The 15,774-nt window shown below is 50.0% G+C and carries 27 protein-coding genes; 8 read left to right on the top strand and 19 right to left on the bottom strand.

The features are described 5' to 3' along the window. Window positions 1-2: 2 nt before the first annotated feature. The 8 genes from CRP01_RS11255 to CRP01_RS11225 all read right to left on the bottom strand — a co-directional run bounded on the left by CRP01_RS11255 (window position 3) and on the right by CRP01_RS11225 (window position 2,663). On the bottom strand, window positions 3-323 hold the full coding sequence (locus tag CRP01_RS11255; protein WP_099150146.1) for a hypothetical protein: 321 nt from the start codon (window positions 321-323) through the stop codon (window positions 3-5). A gap of 2 nt (window positions 324-325) precedes the next feature. Beyond that, window positions 326-469 carry a hypothetical protein gene (locus CRP01_RS42270; protein ID WP_170110327.1) on the bottom strand — a complete coding sequence of 48 codons (144 nt, stop codon included), beginning with the start codon at window positions 467-469 and terminating at the stop codon, window positions 326-328. 3 nt (window positions 470-472) lie between these two features. Continuing rightward, a complete protein-coding gene (locus CRP01_RS43150; RefSeq protein ID WP_262510319.1) occupies window positions 473-595 on the bottom strand; it encodes a hypothetical protein in 123 nt (40 codons plus the stop codon). A gap of 5 nt (window positions 596-600) precedes the next feature. Next, window positions 601-867, bottom strand: a complete 267-nt coding sequence (locus tag CRP01_RS11250; protein ID WP_099150145.1) for a hypothetical protein — start codon at window positions 865-867, stop codon at window positions 601-603. Next, entirely contained in the window at window positions 867-1,187 is a 321-nt protein-coding gene (locus CRP01_RS11245; protein WP_099150144.1) for a hypothetical protein, read from the bottom strand. The genes CRP01_RS11250 and CRP01_RS11245 overlap by 1 nt, the downstream gene beginning before the upstream one ends. Before the next feature lie 6 nt (window positions 1,188-1,193). Next, window positions 1,194-1,781 carry a hypothetical protein gene (locus tag CRP01_RS11240; protein WP_099150143.1) on the bottom strand — a complete coding sequence of 196 codons (588 nt, stop codon included), beginning with the start codon at window positions 1,779-1,781 and terminating at the stop codon, window positions 1,194-1,196. Between the two features lie 229 nt (window positions 1,782-2,010). Next, window positions 2,011-2,400, bottom strand: coding sequence for a hypothetical protein (locus CRP01_RS11230; protein ID WP_099150141.1), 390 nt, complete (start codon window positions 2,398-2,400; stop codon window positions 2,011-2,013). Beyond that, window positions 2,397-2,663, bottom strand: a complete 267-nt coding sequence (locus CRP01_RS11225; RefSeq protein ID WP_099150140.1) for a hypothetical protein — start codon at window positions 2,661-2,663, stop codon at window positions 2,397-2,399. The genes CRP01_RS11230 and CRP01_RS11225 overlap by 4 nt, the downstream gene beginning before the upstream one ends. Window positions 2,664-2,980: 317 nt before the next feature. Between CRP01_RS11225 and CRP01_RS11220 the strand changes: the two genes are divergently transcribed. The 4 genes from CRP01_RS11220 (at window position 2,981) to CRP01_RS11205 (ending at window position 5,407) form a co-directional block, all read left to right on the top strand. Next, a complete protein-coding gene (locus CRP01_RS11220; protein ID WP_099150139.1) occupies window positions 2,981-3,277 on the top strand; it encodes a hypothetical protein in 297 nt (98 codons plus the stop codon). Further along, the gene (locus CRP01_RS11215) at window positions 3,267-3,878 is read left to right on the top strand and encodes a hypothetical protein (RefSeq protein ID WP_099150138.1); all 612 of its coding nucleotides are present in this window, start codon (window positions 3,267-3,269) and stop codon (window positions 3,876-3,878) included. The genes CRP01_RS11220 and CRP01_RS11215 overlap by 11 nt, the downstream gene beginning before the upstream one ends. Further along, window positions 3,878-4,495: an ATP-binding protein gene (locus CRP01_RS11210; protein ID WP_099150137.1), complete on the top strand. Its 618-nt coding sequence runs from the start codon at window positions 3,878-3,880 to the stop codon at window positions 4,493-4,495. Before CRP01_RS11215 ends, CRP01_RS11210 begins: the two co-directional genes overlap by 1 nt. 174 nt (window positions 4,496-4,669) lie before the next feature. Then, on the top strand, window positions 4,670-5,407 hold the full coding sequence (locus tag CRP01_RS11205) for a hypothetical protein (RefSeq protein WP_099150136.1): 738 nt from the start codon (window positions 4,670-4,672) through the stop codon (window positions 5,405-5,407). Between the two features lie 85 nt (window positions 5,408-5,492). Here the strand turns inward: CRP01_RS11205 and CRP01_RS11200 are convergent, their stop codons facing one another. From CRP01_RS11200 to CRP01_RS11170, 9 genes are all read right to left on the bottom strand, one after another. Continuing rightward, window positions 5,493-6,446: a hypothetical protein gene (locus CRP01_RS11200; protein ID WP_099150135.1), complete on the bottom strand. Its 954-nt coding sequence runs from the start codon at window positions 6,444-6,446 to the stop codon at window positions 5,493-5,495. Next, on the bottom strand, window positions 6,443-7,132 hold the full coding sequence (locus CRP01_RS11195) for a hypothetical protein (RefSeq protein WP_099150134.1): 690 nt from the start codon (window positions 7,130-7,132) through the stop codon (window positions 6,443-6,445). Before CRP01_RS11195 ends, CRP01_RS11200 begins: the two co-directional genes overlap by 4 nt. Before the next feature lie 85 nt (window positions 7,133-7,217). After that, the gene (locus CRP01_RS11190; protein WP_099150133.1) at window positions 7,218-7,421 is read right to left on the bottom strand and encodes a hypothetical protein; all 204 of its coding nucleotides are present in this window, start codon (window positions 7,419-7,421) and stop codon (window positions 7,218-7,220) included. A gap of 11 nt (window positions 7,422-7,432) precedes the next feature. Next, entirely contained in the window at window positions 7,433-7,567 is a 135-nt protein-coding gene (locus tag CRP01_RS43145; RefSeq protein ID WP_262510318.1) for a hypothetical protein, read from the bottom strand. After that, window positions 7,564-9,234: a hypothetical protein gene (locus CRP01_RS11185; RefSeq protein ID WP_099150132.1), complete on the bottom strand. Its 1,671-nt coding sequence runs from the start codon at window positions 9,232-9,234 to the stop codon at window positions 7,564-7,566. The genes CRP01_RS43145 and CRP01_RS11185 overlap by 4 nt, the downstream gene beginning before the upstream one ends. A gap of 360 nt (window positions 9,235-9,594) precedes the next feature. Beyond that, on the bottom strand, window positions 9,595-9,738 hold the full coding sequence (locus CRP01_RS42265; protein ID WP_170110326.1) for a hypothetical protein: 144 nt from the start codon (window positions 9,736-9,738) through the stop codon (window positions 9,595-9,597). A 94-nt stretch (window positions 9,739-9,832) separates the two neighbouring features. Further along, window positions 9,833-10,375, bottom strand: a complete 543-nt coding sequence (locus tag CRP01_RS11180) for a single-stranded DNA-binding protein (protein ID WP_099150131.1) — start codon at window positions 10,373-10,375, stop codon at window positions 9,833-9,835. Beyond that, entirely contained in the window at window positions 10,330-11,862 is a 1,533-nt protein-coding gene (locus tag CRP01_RS11175; protein ID WP_099150130.1) for a protein rep, read from the bottom strand. The genes CRP01_RS11180 and CRP01_RS11175 overlap by 46 nt, the downstream gene beginning before the upstream one ends. Before the next feature lie 11 nt (window positions 11,863-11,873). Continuing rightward, a complete protein-coding gene (locus tag CRP01_RS11170) occupies window positions 11,874-12,323 on the bottom strand; it encodes a hypothetical protein (RefSeq protein ID WP_099150129.1) in 450 nt (149 codons plus the stop codon). Window positions 12,324-12,335: 12 nt separating this feature from the next. Between CRP01_RS11170 and CRP01_RS41865 the strand changes: the two genes are divergently transcribed. Continuing rightward, entirely contained in the window at window positions 12,336-12,560 is a 225-nt protein-coding gene (locus CRP01_RS41865) for a hypothetical protein (protein WP_143473351.1), read from the top strand. A 368-nt stretch (window positions 12,561-12,928) separates the two neighbouring features. On the opposite strand, the gene CRP01_RS11165 is transcribed toward CRP01_RS41865, so the two are convergent. After that, window positions 12,929-13,234, bottom strand: coding sequence for a hypothetical protein (locus CRP01_RS11165; protein WP_099150128.1), 306 nt, complete (start codon window positions 13,232-13,234; stop codon window positions 12,929-12,931). 10 nt (window positions 13,235-13,244) lie between these two features. Continuing rightward, window positions 13,245-13,532 (bottom strand): hypothetical protein, encoded by a 288-nt coding sequence (locus CRP01_RS11160; protein WP_099150127.1) that lies wholly within the window; start codon window positions 13,530-13,532, stop codon window positions 13,245-13,247. A 260-nt stretch (window positions 13,533-13,792) separates the two neighbouring features. Between CRP01_RS11160 and CRP01_RS11155 the strand changes: the two genes are divergently transcribed. From CRP01_RS11155 to CRP01_RS11145, 3 genes are all read left to right on the top strand, one after another. Further along, the gene (locus CRP01_RS11155) at window positions 13,793-14,209 is read left to right on the top strand and encodes a helix-turn-helix domain-containing protein (protein WP_099150126.1); all 417 of its coding nucleotides are present in this window, start codon (window positions 13,793-13,795) and stop codon (window positions 14,207-14,209) included. A 58-nt stretch (window positions 14,210-14,267) separates the two neighbouring features. Continuing rightward, entirely contained in the window at window positions 14,268-14,669 is a 402-nt protein-coding gene (locus tag CRP01_RS11150; protein ID WP_099150125.1) for a hypothetical protein, read from the top strand. 250 nt (window positions 14,670-14,919) lie between these two features. Next, window positions 14,920-15,678, top strand: coding sequence for an AlbA family DNA-binding domain-containing protein (locus CRP01_RS11145; protein ID WP_099150124.1), 759 nt, complete (start codon window positions 14,920-14,922; stop codon window positions 15,676-15,678). The last annotated feature ends 96 nt before the right edge of the window (window positions 15,679-15,774 follow it).

The raw sequence follows: 15,774 nt of genomic DNA, 5'->3' as shown, positions 1-15,774 counted from the left end.
GGTTAAGGATTGGCCTCGTCGTTGACCTGGTAATCGCCCACACTGAGGATCCCCTGATCCGTCTGGACCAGGCCCGCGTAGGCTCCAGATAATACCAGGTCGACCGTTTCGCCGCCGGCAGCCCGGATGTGATCGGCCAGGGCCTTTACATCGCCGGCACTATTGCGGACCACGGCAGCGTGGGCGCCCTGAAGGACACCGACGATCGCCGTTCCGCCGGGTGCGCGCATGTGCTCCCCCAGACTGACAACCGAATCGTCATCGCGCTGGACCATCGTCTGGTGGGCGCTGGCCAATACACTGGAAATCACTGCTTGTGCCATTGCTAAAATCGTTTTGAAAGGACCAATGCCAGGAAGATCCCGACAAAAATGGCCATGCTGAGATAAAAAGCGTTCAGGGGAGATATGCCCACGTAAACCGTGGCCTTAACCCCGCCTTCGCCAATTTCGAAAATGGAGCTTTCCATAACTTATTCGTTGATGGCTTTCTTAGCCCTTTGCTCGAGGTAGAGATCACCCAGGATGAACCCGCCGGCTACGGCAGCTATCATGATCAGGGCGAAGATCCACCATTGTACACCGGATACTTTCATGTGTATTAGAGTTTGATGAATTTGTATTTAACTGCCAGTACGAACAGCAGGATCAGGGCCAGCGCAATGCCGGCACTCTTGAGGAGCATCTTGTGCTCGCTTTCCTTCTGCGGCAGCGTTTGCTCAATTGCTTTCGCATCCCCGCCGCGTAAGGCACTCATGGCGGCCACCTGGTCAACGGTCAGCTTGGGCCGCGACATGGTCGACTGGAACCCGTCCTTAAGGCTGACCAGCCGGCTGACCGCCCGGTTCTTGTACGTAGCTGCGTCCATTACTTGCTTGGTTTGAAAATGAATAATAGGATCAGCAGGAACAGGACCAGCAGGCCGATGATGACCCACAGCGGAACGCCCTGGTTGACCACCACCGGTTGCCGGTTGGGATCTCCGGGGCAACCCGGCCGCCGGGGATTGGCCAGGCAAAGGGCCGAATGGATCCCGCCGATGACGTCATCGCCATGCTCGAGTACCCAATCCCAGCCTTTGCCCTGCCGGGCTCCGGGTGCCGAATCTTCCGCCGTGCCGTAGTCCGTCATCGGACCCAGCGACAGCCAGCGATCGGTTGGTGAAGTATTAAACTGATCCAGTGCCATAGCCGCTTAAGCTTTGCGCCCCAGCTCGGCCTTCTGGTAAAAGCCCCAGGTCATAATGATGCCGGGCTCCTGCACGTACACGATCGCAGAACGGCCGGTCAACTTGGCGTTAAACGGGAAGGTGTTGATCTCGATCAACTGCTGCCCTTCGTGCACGCCCATCTCCGGGTGAATGGTCTTCACCTTGTGGGAACCGGATCCGCGAACGGAGTCGTAGATCTCGATCTTACGGGCGTACTGCGCCAGGGCCTTGGCCTTGTCGCTGACCGTTACCTTTACGATATCGATCACGGCCGCAATGTGCGCCAGGTCGTTAAGCAGGAACTGGTAGTTGTCCGTCAGTCCTTCGATCACCACATCGACCGGATTCAGCTTGTTGTTGTGCAGCTGATAGCCCTGCTCGGCATCCAGCAGGATGATCTCGGTAGCAGCGGCCCGGGCCGTGGTGTCGACCTTAAGGGAAAAATACGGAGCCGTCTCCACGTCCGTCTGACCCGCACCGTCCGGTCCGGAGATCACATTGACCGTGGGCGCGCCGTGCATCTTCGGAGAATTGATTTTCAGGCGGCGCTGCTGTAGTCTTTTATTAACCATTTGCTTCCATTTTTGGTCAAAAAGTTTGCTTGTTGAAAAATTCGTTGAGCACAATTTTAGACCAAATCGGAAAGGCGGAAAAGGTATTCGGACAGACCCCAACGTTGGGATCTGCCTTAACGTTAAGGCCGACCTTAACGTTAAGGTTGACCCGAATACCCACAAAAAAAGCTCCGGCCATCATCTGACCGAAGCTCAACTACATACCAAATAGTCTCCTAAAGACTACCTATTCTTTTTCGCCGGCGGCCTTCTTCAGAATGGCCTTGGCGGTGGGGCTGTCCAGGTTAAGGAAATTACCGTCGGATTTGCGGATCTGCTGCGTGCCGTCCGTGTAGTACTGCACCAGGTATTCGTTGTTGCGGTAGTCTACCGTGCTGACCCGGTCGACCGCCGGATCCGTTTTGAATGCCGGCTCCTCCCCTACTCTTTCCTTAAGGAAATCGTGGTAGGTATGGAAGATCTCTCCGATCGTGGTCTTTTCCCAGATACTCACCCCGGGAACCTCGCAGATCTTGCCGTCGGCCGTGGTGAACCTTAAGGACATTTGGACCTCCCGGGCCTTACCGTCAGAAAAAAACTGGCCGTTGAAAAAATTTTTTATCGTTTCTGCATTCATGATTCGATGGTTTCTTCCTTAAGGATATAGGCCGTTCCGTTGATGCCGTAGAGCTTCAGATAACGGTTCTTTTTGCCCTGCTGCCAGTCTTCCCGTTGCTCCACAATTTCCTTAAGGAGATCTTCCGGATCTTTCATCTCTTTTCCGGAGATGATCCGGATCTCGAAACGCTCATCGCTTCCCCAGAAACTGGTTTTCCGAACCACCGCATCAACGCGCTTGCCGGTGGGACTCTCCTTTATGGATTCGATCTTAAGGGCCATAGTCCTGTTTCTTTATGTAATCAAATTAGTTATATTTGCTACAAATATAAATATTTTGGTCAAATACGGAACATATCTCGACCATTTGGTCAAGGAAACCATTAAAGGCCAAATCTCCCCGCTTTCCGTTAAGGAAATCACTGGTCTGTTAAGCGATGATTCCATGGATACCCGCAATATCACCAATCTGCGGGAACGTGTCCGCCGTGCGGCCGACCAGCTCGTCTTCGACGGCATTGTCCTTAAGGAAAAACAGCGTACGGGCAACAATCTTTTTTGCTGGAAATACTCATTTATCATCAATCAAAACGCAAGCGATGAAAGGGAAAAGTTACTTAAGGGAAATGGCCAGCCAGCTGAGTCCCATGAACGCCATCCTGAAAATGGCCAAACCGATGCTCCCGGGTCTGATGGAAAAGGTCAAAGGACTGAACAAGCCGGAATGTGAAGGCGGCGTACTGGAGGAAGGTGAAGCCCACGCCATGCTGAGCCTGAACCCCATGAAGGACCGGATCCGGATCGATATCATCACCTACCGGCTGGAAGGGGATCAGATGATCGTGTCCCGTTTTATTCCCATGAGCGATTTTAACAAGCTGACCGATGGAAAGTAATGTTGCTACGGCGGAAAAGCCGCCGATCACCGATCCCCAGGTCGAAGAAGCGGAGGCTAAGACCGGGTCTTTACCCGAAGAAGAGCCCTCTAAGACCGTCAAGACCGATCCTGCTCCGGATGCCGGTAATGATATTGACGCTTTTATCCAGCGGATGAGCGCACCCCGCAAGGAAAATAAGCGCGCGTTTGCCATGGCCGAAGCGGAAGATCCGGAAGATGACGGCGAGCCGATCACCGATGACGATGAGGCGAACCTCGAGCATTTGAACTACAGTCCGGATCATCGCAACACGGCCCTGTTCTTTATCGGCCTGCTGGATAGCGCCATGGGCTGGCTGGGCATGTACGCCACCGGGCAGGAACCGGAACGCTACCAGAAGTTTGCCAACAGCAATCCACCGGATTTCTACGTGGATAGCGCCGCGGCCATGGTTAAGAAATACCACGCCCGGATGAGTCTGGAGATGATGTTCCTCACGGCCCTGGGCATGGTCTACGGCCCGACCGTTGCGACAATCCAACAGGACCGGAAGATCCTTAAGGAAAAAGAAATGGAAGAAAAGATCCGCAATCGTGAACGCTCTGCAAGAATTGTCTGATGGCTAAAAGAAGGAAATACCAACCGCAAACGGTCCGACAGTCGCAGGTGACCATCATCCTGGGTAAGAACGGTACCGGGAAAAGTACCCTGGTGGAAAAGATCATTAAGGGCGTAGGCGGGCGCACCATCGCCGTGACCATGAACGGGATCCCGGAGATCTGGGAGCCCTACCCGATCATCGATCCCGCCAGGAAAGACAGCTGGAAATTTGAAAAGGGGATCCGCCAGGTGGTCTACATGCAACACGAAAAGGAGACCTTCCGCCACATTTACTGGCACTTCCGCAAAGGTAACCTGGTGCTGGATGATTGCCGCTCTTATATCTCCTCGAACATCGATCACGATAAATACCTGAAGCGGCTGCTAATCGATTTCCGGCACCTGATGCTGGATGTCTACTTTATCGCGCACTCCCCTACCCAGCTGCCGAAACAGGTCTGGACATTTTACAGCAATGCTTTTATTGGCGCTACGGATGCCCTGCTCAATACGAAGGAAATTGATAGCTACCAGCGGATTATCGAGGCTCAGCGGGCCGTTAACCGGGAGTTTCGGGAAGCGCAGCAGCGGAATGATGGGAGTCAGTATGGGATCTTTCGGTTGGTGCAGCCGTAGGATAGGGATTAGGCGTTGCAAACGCCGAATAGCGGGAGTTATGGGCCTTGAGGTAAGCTCCGGACAGCGAAGAAATATATTCATAGAATCATTTACCCCATTAGTCAAAAATATTGGAAAAAAAACCTACAAATCATCTATATTATCGAAATAGATCAACTAAATCATCTAAATATGAATCTGATAGAATTTTCTTTTTATACTCTAACAGTATTTCTACTAATCCTGTTTTTCTATCAAAGAAATTCCTCTTACAAAAGGTTAAGTCCACTTCAATATTTTATAATCCTAGCTTTTATGTTTCTCCACGGAACAATTACTGTTTCTGAAAAAATGATAAATGATGATCCTAAAATCTCTTTAATCAATGCAGAGATAGCATCAATTGAAGACGAACTCAGGTACTGGGGACAAGATCCCTTGTTTAAAAAAGATGGAATTGCACTTCTAAAAATGACTTCTAACACAAGGAGATATACTAATAAGTTATTATTGGATTCCACCGTGATAATTGACAAAAGTAGCAGCGAAAACTTAACAAAAGGTATTAAGGCCTTAAGTGATACAAGCCTAGTTTATATCGTGGTTGGAGAATCAAGTAGTAAATATAAAATTAAAACTATTAAAAAAGCTGCCCTGCATAATCGAATAGACCATTTAGAAGAAAGGATAAAAAATCTTGAAGGGAAATTAGCAGAGGTCAAACAGAGTACCAATGGAGGGAAAAAAGATACTCCATTCAAGGTGATTGCTTTTGTACTCGTCTCAATCGTAGCATTGGTTTTGGGAGCAGTTGCTAACGTTTTTAATATTAGAAAAAGCATCCGTGAAGAAAAAGAAAGAAGATTAGAAGCTAGTCGCTCTAATCCAAAGCAGGATGATCCCCCTTTAGAAATAGGGCCTCTTAGCTAAAGTGAAGTAGTTACGACTTAATCTGATAGTTTTAGTAAATTCGAAATATGCTTTATTATTTCAACTGCGGATCGTATGTTTTAATCTACCCCTCACAAAACCCAGAATCGCACTCCGAAAAAGCCGACACATCCAGTTCTACCTGCAAATTATGCTTACCAATGGTCTCATAACTCAGATCAGACCGCCAATACCCATTTTTACCCCCCTCCTGACTTTGAAACCAATTCATCTTCTCCGGATGCCAGTCAAATTGTTTTCTTAAGAGGACCGGGTTACGATGAAAACAGCCCACACAATTATTAAAAGGAGCAAAGCGCACTGGCTTCAACTCCCAATAATTTTCAATCTGACATTTGTATATCCGATCTCTAATCAATGGAAATTCAGGTCGCTGCCACTGAAAATGCTCCCAACGATTTTTGCCTTTGTGTATACCGGTTTCCCATTTCCGGAAGCTGTGTTTTATAGTCAACAGTCCATTTTCGTTAAGGCGATCGATCATTTTGCGGGCTCGTTTCGTCTCATTCGCTCGATACCCAATCCGGACGGTCACTGGCTCTCCGATCGTGCGCCAGACCCACTCGAAAATAGGTCGAATCTTCATTTCGGTAGTGCAATAACGATGAAGTTTATTCGGAAGCCAACCGCCGGCGTTTTTTACGATCCAATCGAAGGTGGGTCCGGTAACCCAATGGATAGGCGTTCCCAGGTATTGTTCCAGATCCAGTATAGTATAGATAATCGTATCATCTTCTGCAGTACCGATAAAAGGTGCTTGAATGCGATCCTCTACCAGACGTCGGATCTTTTCATCCTTAAATCGACAATTTGAATCTTCAATGCGGACCAGTGAAAAAACATTATAGCCTGCTGGATAGTGGGCAGCGACATAAGCCGATGTCTTACCACCGGACATAGAATTGACCGTCTTAAGGTCTGTAGGAATGTAATCATTGACGGGTCGAATTTTAGGTTTAGATTCAAGGTTAATTTGTTCCGGCTCGCCAAAGCAGTTGAAAATTGTTATTGTACTCATTTTAAAATACTTTCCGCTTGCTTAACGAAACTTGTTAGTGCCTCACTCGTCGACATTCCTTTCTTCAGATTATCACAAAGCTTCTGATTCAACGCCCGGATATCTTTCAACTTGTGCCTTATGACATTCTCATCATTCAAATACTGATTCACGCCCCATTTCAAGTCTTTATCAGGATGGTTTCGTACCAGGTCGGTGATTGCCTGCGCTTCCTTGAACAATTTCTCCTGCTCCCTTTCCAGGTCGGCAAAGGATAGATAGCGATCCGGCATGGCCCAGCTCCGGAACTCGGTGTTCTTTCCCTGAAAAACTACCCGGCCGTAAATCGGCCAGGAGGTACCCTTCCGGTGATCAGCTAATTTGTAGGTAAATGAGATCTTCTTTTTACCAATGGTTTCTGCGAACCTTACAACTTTCATATCATTACGTTTTTTGATTTTACTACACTCCGGGCAGTACCGCGGCGTACACTTCGCATTCTTGATCTGCCGCTCCCGATTCCGGTCGCCGGGCATTAAGCGGACCACCCGGTAGCTAATGCCACGTTCATTGCACACCTGCAGGATCCTCGCCCCTCTCCCACTTCGGTGCTCCTTCAGACGTTTCTTCAGATTGCCGCGTTTGTAATACCCGACATAGTGCCGGGCGTGGGCCAGGGGTTCGTCAAAATGGATGATGTAGATCATGGGACCGGGGTTTTAAAAGCCCGACCGGCGAAGGTTCACCTGAATAGTGCCGGCCGGGCGAGGACAAAAACAGCAGGATAATGCTTTAGGAGATCCGCTCGATGGGTCTTTCTCTGGTCTTAAGACCGTCTTCTATTTCGTCTATGCGTTCGTAGACCCAGGCGACCAGTAGGATCAGCAGGAGAATGAGGGCGATCTGCCCGAGCTGGGCCAGGAGCCGGCGGGGCTCCGGACGCTCTTGCCGGTCTTCCCAGCTTCTTAAGAGGTCTTCTAGTTTCTTGTCTTTCATTTTAGATAGTATTATCTCGTCCGTCGGATGACGATGGGCCACCGCAGCACCCAGGGCGCCGGCTTCTGATAGAATCCTATCGGCCTCCGCTTTCGACCTACGGGCAGGCGAAAGGTGATCTGCAGGCCCATCGCGTAGATCTTCAAGACATTGATTTTAGTTTGGCTTCCAGTTGCTCGATCTCGGCGGTGAGTTCGTCTACTTTGCTTTTGCGGTTTTCGTAGGCGTTCAGGGTCTGGGTCTTCGGGGTCTTGCCGGCTCTTTCATCGGCCTTGATCTTCTGGTAGGAAGAGGCGACCCGTTTCTTGTACTTGGTCAATTCCTTTTTCGAGTACCTGATCTGGCGGATCAGTTCTTTTTCCGCTTCGGATAAGTTGGTTTCGGAACCAACTTTCGCCGGAGTGCCGGTTTCACTTTTTGGGGTTTTGGTACCAGAAAAAAACCTGGACCCTTTATTCGCCAACTTTTTTGGGTCGGAACCAGGTTTTTTGGAACCAACTTTTTCTGGTTCCGCAGCACTGGAACCAACTTTTGCTGACCCCAACTTTTCTTGTTCTACCATTCCGGAACCAACTTTTCCGGAACCAACTTCCGGGCCCTGGGCGGCCAGCTCGCCGGATCGTTTGAAACCAATTTCCGTTAAGGCGGCAGCGGCCTTTTTCGGCTTCGCCTTGCTCTCCTTCCGGATGGCTACCACCTTCGCCTGGGCGCTCTTGAAATCGACCAGGTCATTGTCCACCACCGGGGTGCGGTGCTTGGGGGCTTTCCGGTAGAGCCATTCGCTTAACCAGGCCAGACAGGAAAAGATGAAGTGCGGCACGGCCAGCAGAAAGCGGAACAGCATCGCCTGGCCGGAGACGTCGGCGTTGGTAAGGATGGGATTGGGGAGGATCCCGTTGCGGGTCTCCAGCATCGTGAGCCGCAGGCCGATGATCAGCATCAGGACGACGGACCAGCTGAAGATGGAACTGACCAGGGTGGATAGGGATCGATCCATCCGGTCTTTGACCGCCTGCTGCTCTTTCTGGCGCATACTGGCGGCTTTGGCGTCTTCTACGGCGACTTCCTGCAGATCTTCGTTGCCGGCGAGTAAACGGTCCTGCTCGGCGGCGAAGGCGGTGGCGAGTTTGGCCAGCTCCGCGCCCTGCTCCGCTTTGACTTCGCCGATCTGCTTCTTTAACTTCTGGACCTGATTGTCGATGTGGTAGCGGTTCTCCTGGTTGCGCTGCCGGCGGCGGCGGTCGATCTCGGCTTCCAGGGCTTCGATCCGGCCGGCATAGGTGGCCTGGACGGCAGCTACCCGGGCGTCGTAGGCTTTTTGCTTGGCCTGCAGGATGGCGTCGTTCTGCGCAGCGGCACCGGTGACGCTTTCGGTCAGCACGGTGTCGGTCTGGGTGGCGATGGCCCGGGCGGATCGCACTTCGAGGACCAGATAGGCAATGCCGTTGCGGGACATCTGAAAGGATCCGTAGACCATCGCCAGGGAAATGATCGCCGCGAAGGCGACGTTGATCCAGAAGAGGGTGCCCATTTCAATCTGCTCGCCTTTGCCGAGGATGAAATCCCGGACGACGCTCTGGCCACTACTGACCGCCAGGGAATCGAAGTACCAGGCGCCAACGGCGAACAGGATCACCGCGAGGATCCCCAGCGTGGAACTGAGCTCGATCTCGAGAAAGGCGGCAATGCCTCCGGCCAGACTGACGGCGGATAAGAGGGCGGCGATGGGGAGGATCAGACGCATGCCGCGGACGCTGGGGGAATCGGCTTTCCATTGGATGTTTTCTTCGGGTAGTGTTTTGTGGATCTTCATTGCTTTGGTTTGTGATGATCATTTCGGTTTCTCAATGGACCCACTTTTTTTGTCTGCAGCAACAAAAAAAGTTGGCAAAAAAAGTGCTGCTTTCACTCTTTGGTGCACTGCACCAAGCGTTCCCAGGCTATACCGAAAAGCCTGAAATTTCAAGCTCTTCGGCTGTCACGACCCAAGCCGTTCCTCCTGCGTCGTCACTCGTCGATCGCTCCGATCGCCTCCGAGCTTGAAATTTCTTAACGGCTTTTCGCTAAGGCGGGACCACACCGGCAACGGTTTGCGCTTTTGATAATTCAAGGTTGCCGGTGGCTCGTTGGGCGGGCGCCACACTTTTTTGGGCGATTGAAAAGTGGGACCCTTTTAGTTTTCATCCGGATCATACCGACTGGCTATTCCATCAATCCAGAATTGCCACTCTTCCAGCTCCATCCGGAAGCGGTAGAAGATCCTACCGAGCCAGGAAAAAAGCCGAAAGCGGAGGTCCGGTTTTTTCATTTTGTTCATGGAAAATGTTTTGTGTAGTTTTCCCTAATCAGGGCGGCGGCCTTTGCCGCCAGACCTGATTGGGGTTATCGCTGGGGGGCGCGAACGGTGAAGGTTAATCGTCGATCCAGGAGGTATCTACGTCGTCGACTCGTACGGGCTGCAGGGGCTGAATGGGTCGTTGTTGACCGTTGCCGTTTTGTTGCGGCTGTTGAGTGTTGGCGTGTTGCTGAGCGTTGCCGTTGGTGTGGGCCTGCGGGCGCTGCTGCCGGCCGTTCTGTGGTCTTTGCTGGTGCTGGCCATTTTGCTGGCCGGCGGTCGGTTGCTGATCGTTGTCGGATCGGCTGCCGATGAGCTCGATGCGGTTGACCCGCAATTGAAAATCGGCGACATGCTGGCCGTCCCGGTTCTTGTAGACACCGACCGACGGGGTGCCTTCCACAAACACCATCTGGCCTTTTTTGAGGTATTCAATCAGCCGGGTCTCTTTGGTGCGCCAGAAGGTGCAATTGATCCAGAGGGTCTTTTCGTGGGTGACCCCATTGGAATCCTTGTACTTCTCGTTGTGAGCTACGGAAAAACCGATAGCGGTGGTACCATTTACGTTGCGGACTACGGCGTCAGCGCCGAGGTTGCCGATGATTTCTGCTTTAAGCATGATCTCGCTTTTTTTGGTTTAATGAATTTATTCTTGATCGCCCGCTGCCTGGCCCTTGCCATCATGTCCATTTCGACCAGGGCATCGAAAGCGGTGTAGGCGTTATCCAGGTATTTAGGCGCTACGTTCTTATCGAATTTGATCCGGAGATCATCGTTGGGATCTACCCGGACCTTGGCCAGACTGACCACCAGGTAGCGGTATTCTTCGCGCAGTACGGGTTCTCCGCTTTCCGGATCGATCACTTCTTCGTGGCCGAGATTGGCCATATCTTCGGCCATTTCCGCTCCAGATTCGTCGGGTTTGTAGTTGACATTGAGCGTTTTAGCCCCCGGATGGGCGTTTTTGGTACCGGCGTGAAAAGCGCCAAACTTCCGGTAGAGCGGTTTGCCCTTAATGGCCGGCAGGATCTCCGTGATCAGTTCAAAGTCCAGGGTGCCGTCTTCGTACATGGCCATGGGCTGAAAATGGTATTTGATGCACTCCATGATCCCACCCAGGAAGGTGTCAAAGCCGTCTTCGGGCCGGACGTATCTTTTCCAGCTTCCGGAGCGCTCGTCGTACCGATAGCCGCGCTTTTCCTGATCGGAGCGCAGATACAGGCTCTCCAGACCGATCAGCGTGGCACCGTCCGGAGACAGGCCATTCACATCGGCTTGGGTCATCAGGCTGTTGCCTTTCAAAATGGAGGCTTTTTCAGCCGCTGTGAGCGCGTTTCGCTGTCCGGAGCCGGCAGTCTGCATATTCCAGGCCAGAAGTATCTGACGGTGAAGGGAATTGCGGTTCTGGAGGCTTTTGTGCACCAGCAACAGGGCGTGAATGTGGATGTGCAGCCCGTTTTCATTCTTGGTGACCTCCACGCCGAACTCACCGGCGTAGACCATTTTCTTCCAGAAGGCCTTCTTCCGCATGTAGTTGAATTCCTTCATCAGCTCGTCGGCGTACCAGCGCCGGCCGCGAAAGCTGTTGGCCTCATCGTGCGGGACCGTCAGCGTCAGGTGCATGAAGTCGTACTGACGGATCAGATCCGGGTAGGCTTCGAAGAAGTTCCACCAGGTACGGCGGACTTTCTTGGCCCGCTGGGCGTTGCAAACCGCGCAAAGCTTGTGTTTGCAGGTGTGCGCGCCGATGAATTCCTTCGAGTTGCTGTTCAGATGCTCGCGGAAAAGGGCGTGGTGACAGCAGGTATTGATCTTGTACCGGAAGTCCATGAGGTATTCAAAGCCCGGCCCCATTACCATCTGCCCCTGACGCCGCTTTTCCTTCAGCCATTCGTGCAGATCGGTGTAATTGCGCTGGTTCTGGCTCAATTGCCGGCGCATGGCCAGGCAACGGCGTCGATTGTAGTTGGCCCGCTGCCGGTGGGGCGGTACGGACTCGCCGGGAACGCCCTGGGGATCGAAATTTCCGGTGAACCCGATGGTGGGTTCGGCGGTGATCATTCCGACCGTTTCTTTACTATCTAGGAAGGGACTATAATTATACATTAGCGCGCGGTTTAAACGGTACTGCTGATCAGGTGATCGATCTGTTCCAGCCGGAAGGCGGTGACTGCCTGGAAGAACTGATACTTCAGCAGCTGCGAGGGGTAGTTCCGGCTGGCCCGGTTGGGGATCATGACCGGGATCTTGTGCAGCTGTGCCGACAGGGCTTCCTGCAGGGTGACCAGGCGCATTCGCTTCGACAGGCGCCTCCGGAGTTCTTCCAGATCGCGCAGATACTGGCGGTCCGTTCCCACCAGGTAGGCGCCTTTGCCGTGGTTGACCTTCGTCAGAAATTTGAAGAGGATCTGCTTGGTGGCCTTCGCGAGCTTCTTTTCCAGCTCCCGGGTGAGGGCTCCGGGCGCATCGCCAATCACACTGATCGGCCCGGACAGGGCCGGATGGATCAGGGTGACTTCGTGCTGGCGCCACAAATTCAGTTCGTACTTGATGGTAATCTGGTTCATAAGATTCGATTGTTGTCTGGGGGTTCTTTTCGGGCTGCCTGCGAAGCAACGGTCGGAATAGCCTGCACGCGTTCGGGTGACTGCCGGCAGGAACGGATCCTGACCGGGCACCACGTGCACGACGGTGACCGGAAGGTGGTCGGGAAGATCCGGAGATCTCCCCGCCACGCTTCGCAGTATAGCCCCCGCTTCGTTCGCTCAACCCCAATAGAGCCGCAGCGGGAATTCTTGATGTAGTTTCAGGAAAGGGAACCACCGAAGGGTAATAGCTCCCGGATTTCTGTTGTTATCTGGTATGTAGTAATGGCCCGGCAGATCGGCCGGCCCGCTCTCATGAACGCGGACCGGCCTGGACGACCTGTTCTGCTGACGCTATCGGTCAGCACATACTATGAGAAAATCATTGCTGTCTGCTTAAAAAGGCGCCCGACCGCTCAAAGCCGGGCGCATCAACAAATAGCTCTCTTATGGAGAATTATAGCCAGTCCGACGCAGGGTTTCGCTCTACCTTGGCTACGAAATAGCCAGACCTCCAGGCCACGTCGGATACAAACAGCAGGTACATTGGTTACACGGTTGCCGCCGCTTTTGGCGGTGTCTCTTTGCTAGCGGTTGCCGCCGGGTATGACGGCGGTGCCCGCTAATAGCTTTCGATTGTACTCTATGATATCCGCTCGCCAATACCGGGGTTTTTTATTACCGGTAACCCGCAGGCCGTAACGATCGGCAGCCCGGCTGACCTGACGGCGGTAATACTTGGTGGTCGTGTTGGTATCTAATCCGATAAGTTGAGCGACTTCCTCGGGCGTCATCCACTCGGACCGGGTGATCCTGGCCCGCTCAAGCTTCAGCAGCTCGCGCATGACGGCGGTGTTTTCTTTAATGGCAGTGATGAGGGCGTCGTTTTCCATGATAGTCAGTTTAGGCGGCGTGGGCCAATAGTTTGATCTCGTAACCCTGAGCAGCGGCTAGCTGGCGGAGCTCTTTGAAAGAGATGTTGCCTTCGCCGAGCAGGTATTCCATAATCAGATCGAGTGGGTTGCGCTTAAGGAGCTGGGCCAGTTTTTGGATCTCCTCCAGGGCAAACTCCGTACTACCGCTTTTCAGCCATGCCAGGCGTTTGGGAGCGCAGCCAATCAAACGGGGTAGTTCCTCGTATTCTTTAGCCGATAGATTCACTTTGACGTATTCCCAGAATTCTTCATTCATAGCTGATGTTTTTTAATATGATATTGAGTAAATGTCTCTATTTTGGGGCCTTCAACAACACAATTCTACAGCATGCAAACACCTATTCCCTCCAGCCCTTTTGGCCCTATTTTAGGCCATTCAATTCCCCTGGCAAGAATGTGCGGATTCTTTACCTTACATTTTGTACATTTGTGTTGACAGAATTTTAAGTTTCTTTTATAAGAAAAAGTAAATTCTGATTCAACAAAAGTACTCAATACATCAATTTAAGTCAACAATTGAGTACTTTATTTACGTATTTTTTTAGCTTTACTACGTATATGTCTTATTCCGAACGAGTTAAGAACTTGGTAGAATATGAAGGAACCCAGGCTAAGTTTTGTCGAAAGGTTGGTTTGTCGAAACAAGCAGTCAACAGAATCATAAATCAAGGTTCTGGATTGAACGGAGAAACCATTGTAGCCATAGCTGAAGCATACCCTAATTTGAATTTAGATTGGTTTATCGCTGGCAAGGGCGAGATGTGGAAACCAGATGTGCCGGCACAGCGCGATGTTCCTTTAACACCAGAAGACATAGTGGCGATGAAAGATGAGATCATCGCCTTGCAGAAACAACAGATTGAAAATTTGAAACGGGCCATTTTGGAGAAGGCTCCGGAATTGGGAAAGTATTTGAAGATTGAGAACAAGTAAACATTTAGAAAGAACTTTAATAAACCCTATTGTTCAAATAGTCAAACTATAACTCATAATGAGATCATATTTTGCTATCGTACTGCCGGTAGTTTTCACATTTTTGGGTGCTCTTTTCGTGAATGAGTACCTAAAAAAAAGTAGAGTCAGTAGTCGAGAAACAGAAAAACCTCAAGAGTATATCAAGTTAAATGATCAGGATCCTTATTTTGATATAGGAGAAATCGAAATAGGTTATACTCTAACTTTAAAAAACTATGCTCAATTCTCTACTTATGACGATATAGAATTACTTTTCAAATTTTTCGATTCAAGAAATGAACTAGTGGATCAAAAAAAGGAAACTTTATCTGGTCCAATTAGACCAGGTGCTGATAGAACTTATAGAATTCAATTGAGTCTGAAAGAAGCACTTAGGAAAAGTGGTCATGTCCAAATTGTTGGTGCAAGATCAATTTAAATACAAAACAATTGGTATAGTTTTTGCTATTAAAACAAACACTTTGTTTTAATTTGATCGACCAAATAGCAAAACTATCCTCATGAATAATTCGACGACTCTCGCGGAGCGTATACAAGAGCTCCAGGTACAACTATCTAATTGCCTATCTAAAGATTCTGACCAGGATACTATTTTGGAATTGACGACTGAATTGCAGGTTGTTTGTGATCAGTTAAAAACGAATTTGATAGATTAACTCCTACCTCAAATGGAAATAAACGAAAACGTCTTGAATGAAATGATCCGGAACCAAATTGAGGAAAACTTGCATCTCGACTATAAAGCAGCTGATGCCTTAGGTAAATCTGATGGAAAGAAAAAAGAAATATCGAAAGATATCTCAGCAATGGCTAACTCAGATGGGGGAAGGATTATTTATGGAATAAAGGAATTTGATGATAAAGAAAGGAATCACCTACCGGAGAAAATTACACCGATAGATAGAAATGAGTTCTCCAAGGAATGGATTGAACAGGTGATAAATAGTAATATTTCACCCAGAATCAATGGTGTGAAAATATTTTCGGTGCAGTTGTCGACCAATCAAAACAATGTGGTCTATGTCATCGATATTCCCAAAAGTGAAACTGCTCATCAAGCTTCTGATTTAAGATATTATAAGAGATTTAATTTCGTGTCTGTTCCAATGAATGATTATGAGATAAGAGATATTATGAATAGAGGCACCTATCCAAAGATAGACTTAGAGTTTGAAGTTCAAGTCTATACCTATGAACCATATAATCCTTTAACTCCGCCAACTTTTGATCCTCTATCAAGAAGATCGCCTATAAAAAAGACCAAAACTTCTTATACATTACACATCTATGCGAGGAATAATGGGCGGCATTTTGCAAACTATGTCAATGCGTTTATTGAAGTCCCTGCCTCGATAATAGAAGAAGAAGATCTAAAGGGCTATAATTATATTGGAAATGACTACATCGGCCATCCCTGTAAATTCTAGGTGATTAACTTTCAATAAATTAGCTTAGGAAAAGGCAAATAAAATACCCCGAATCTAGGCACATTTGCCTATTTTCGGGGTAAACATTTTATTAGA

This window comes from Flavilitoribacter nigricans DSM 23189 = NBRC 102662, from assembly GCF_002646595.1.
Classification (GTDB): domain Bacteria; phylum Bacteroidota; class Bacteroidia; order Chitinophagales; family Saprospiraceae; genus Flavilitoribacter; species Flavilitoribacter nigricans.
The sequence above is the reverse complement of the archived record's forward strand: the minus strand, read 5'-3'. Positions and strand labels throughout refer to the sequence as shown.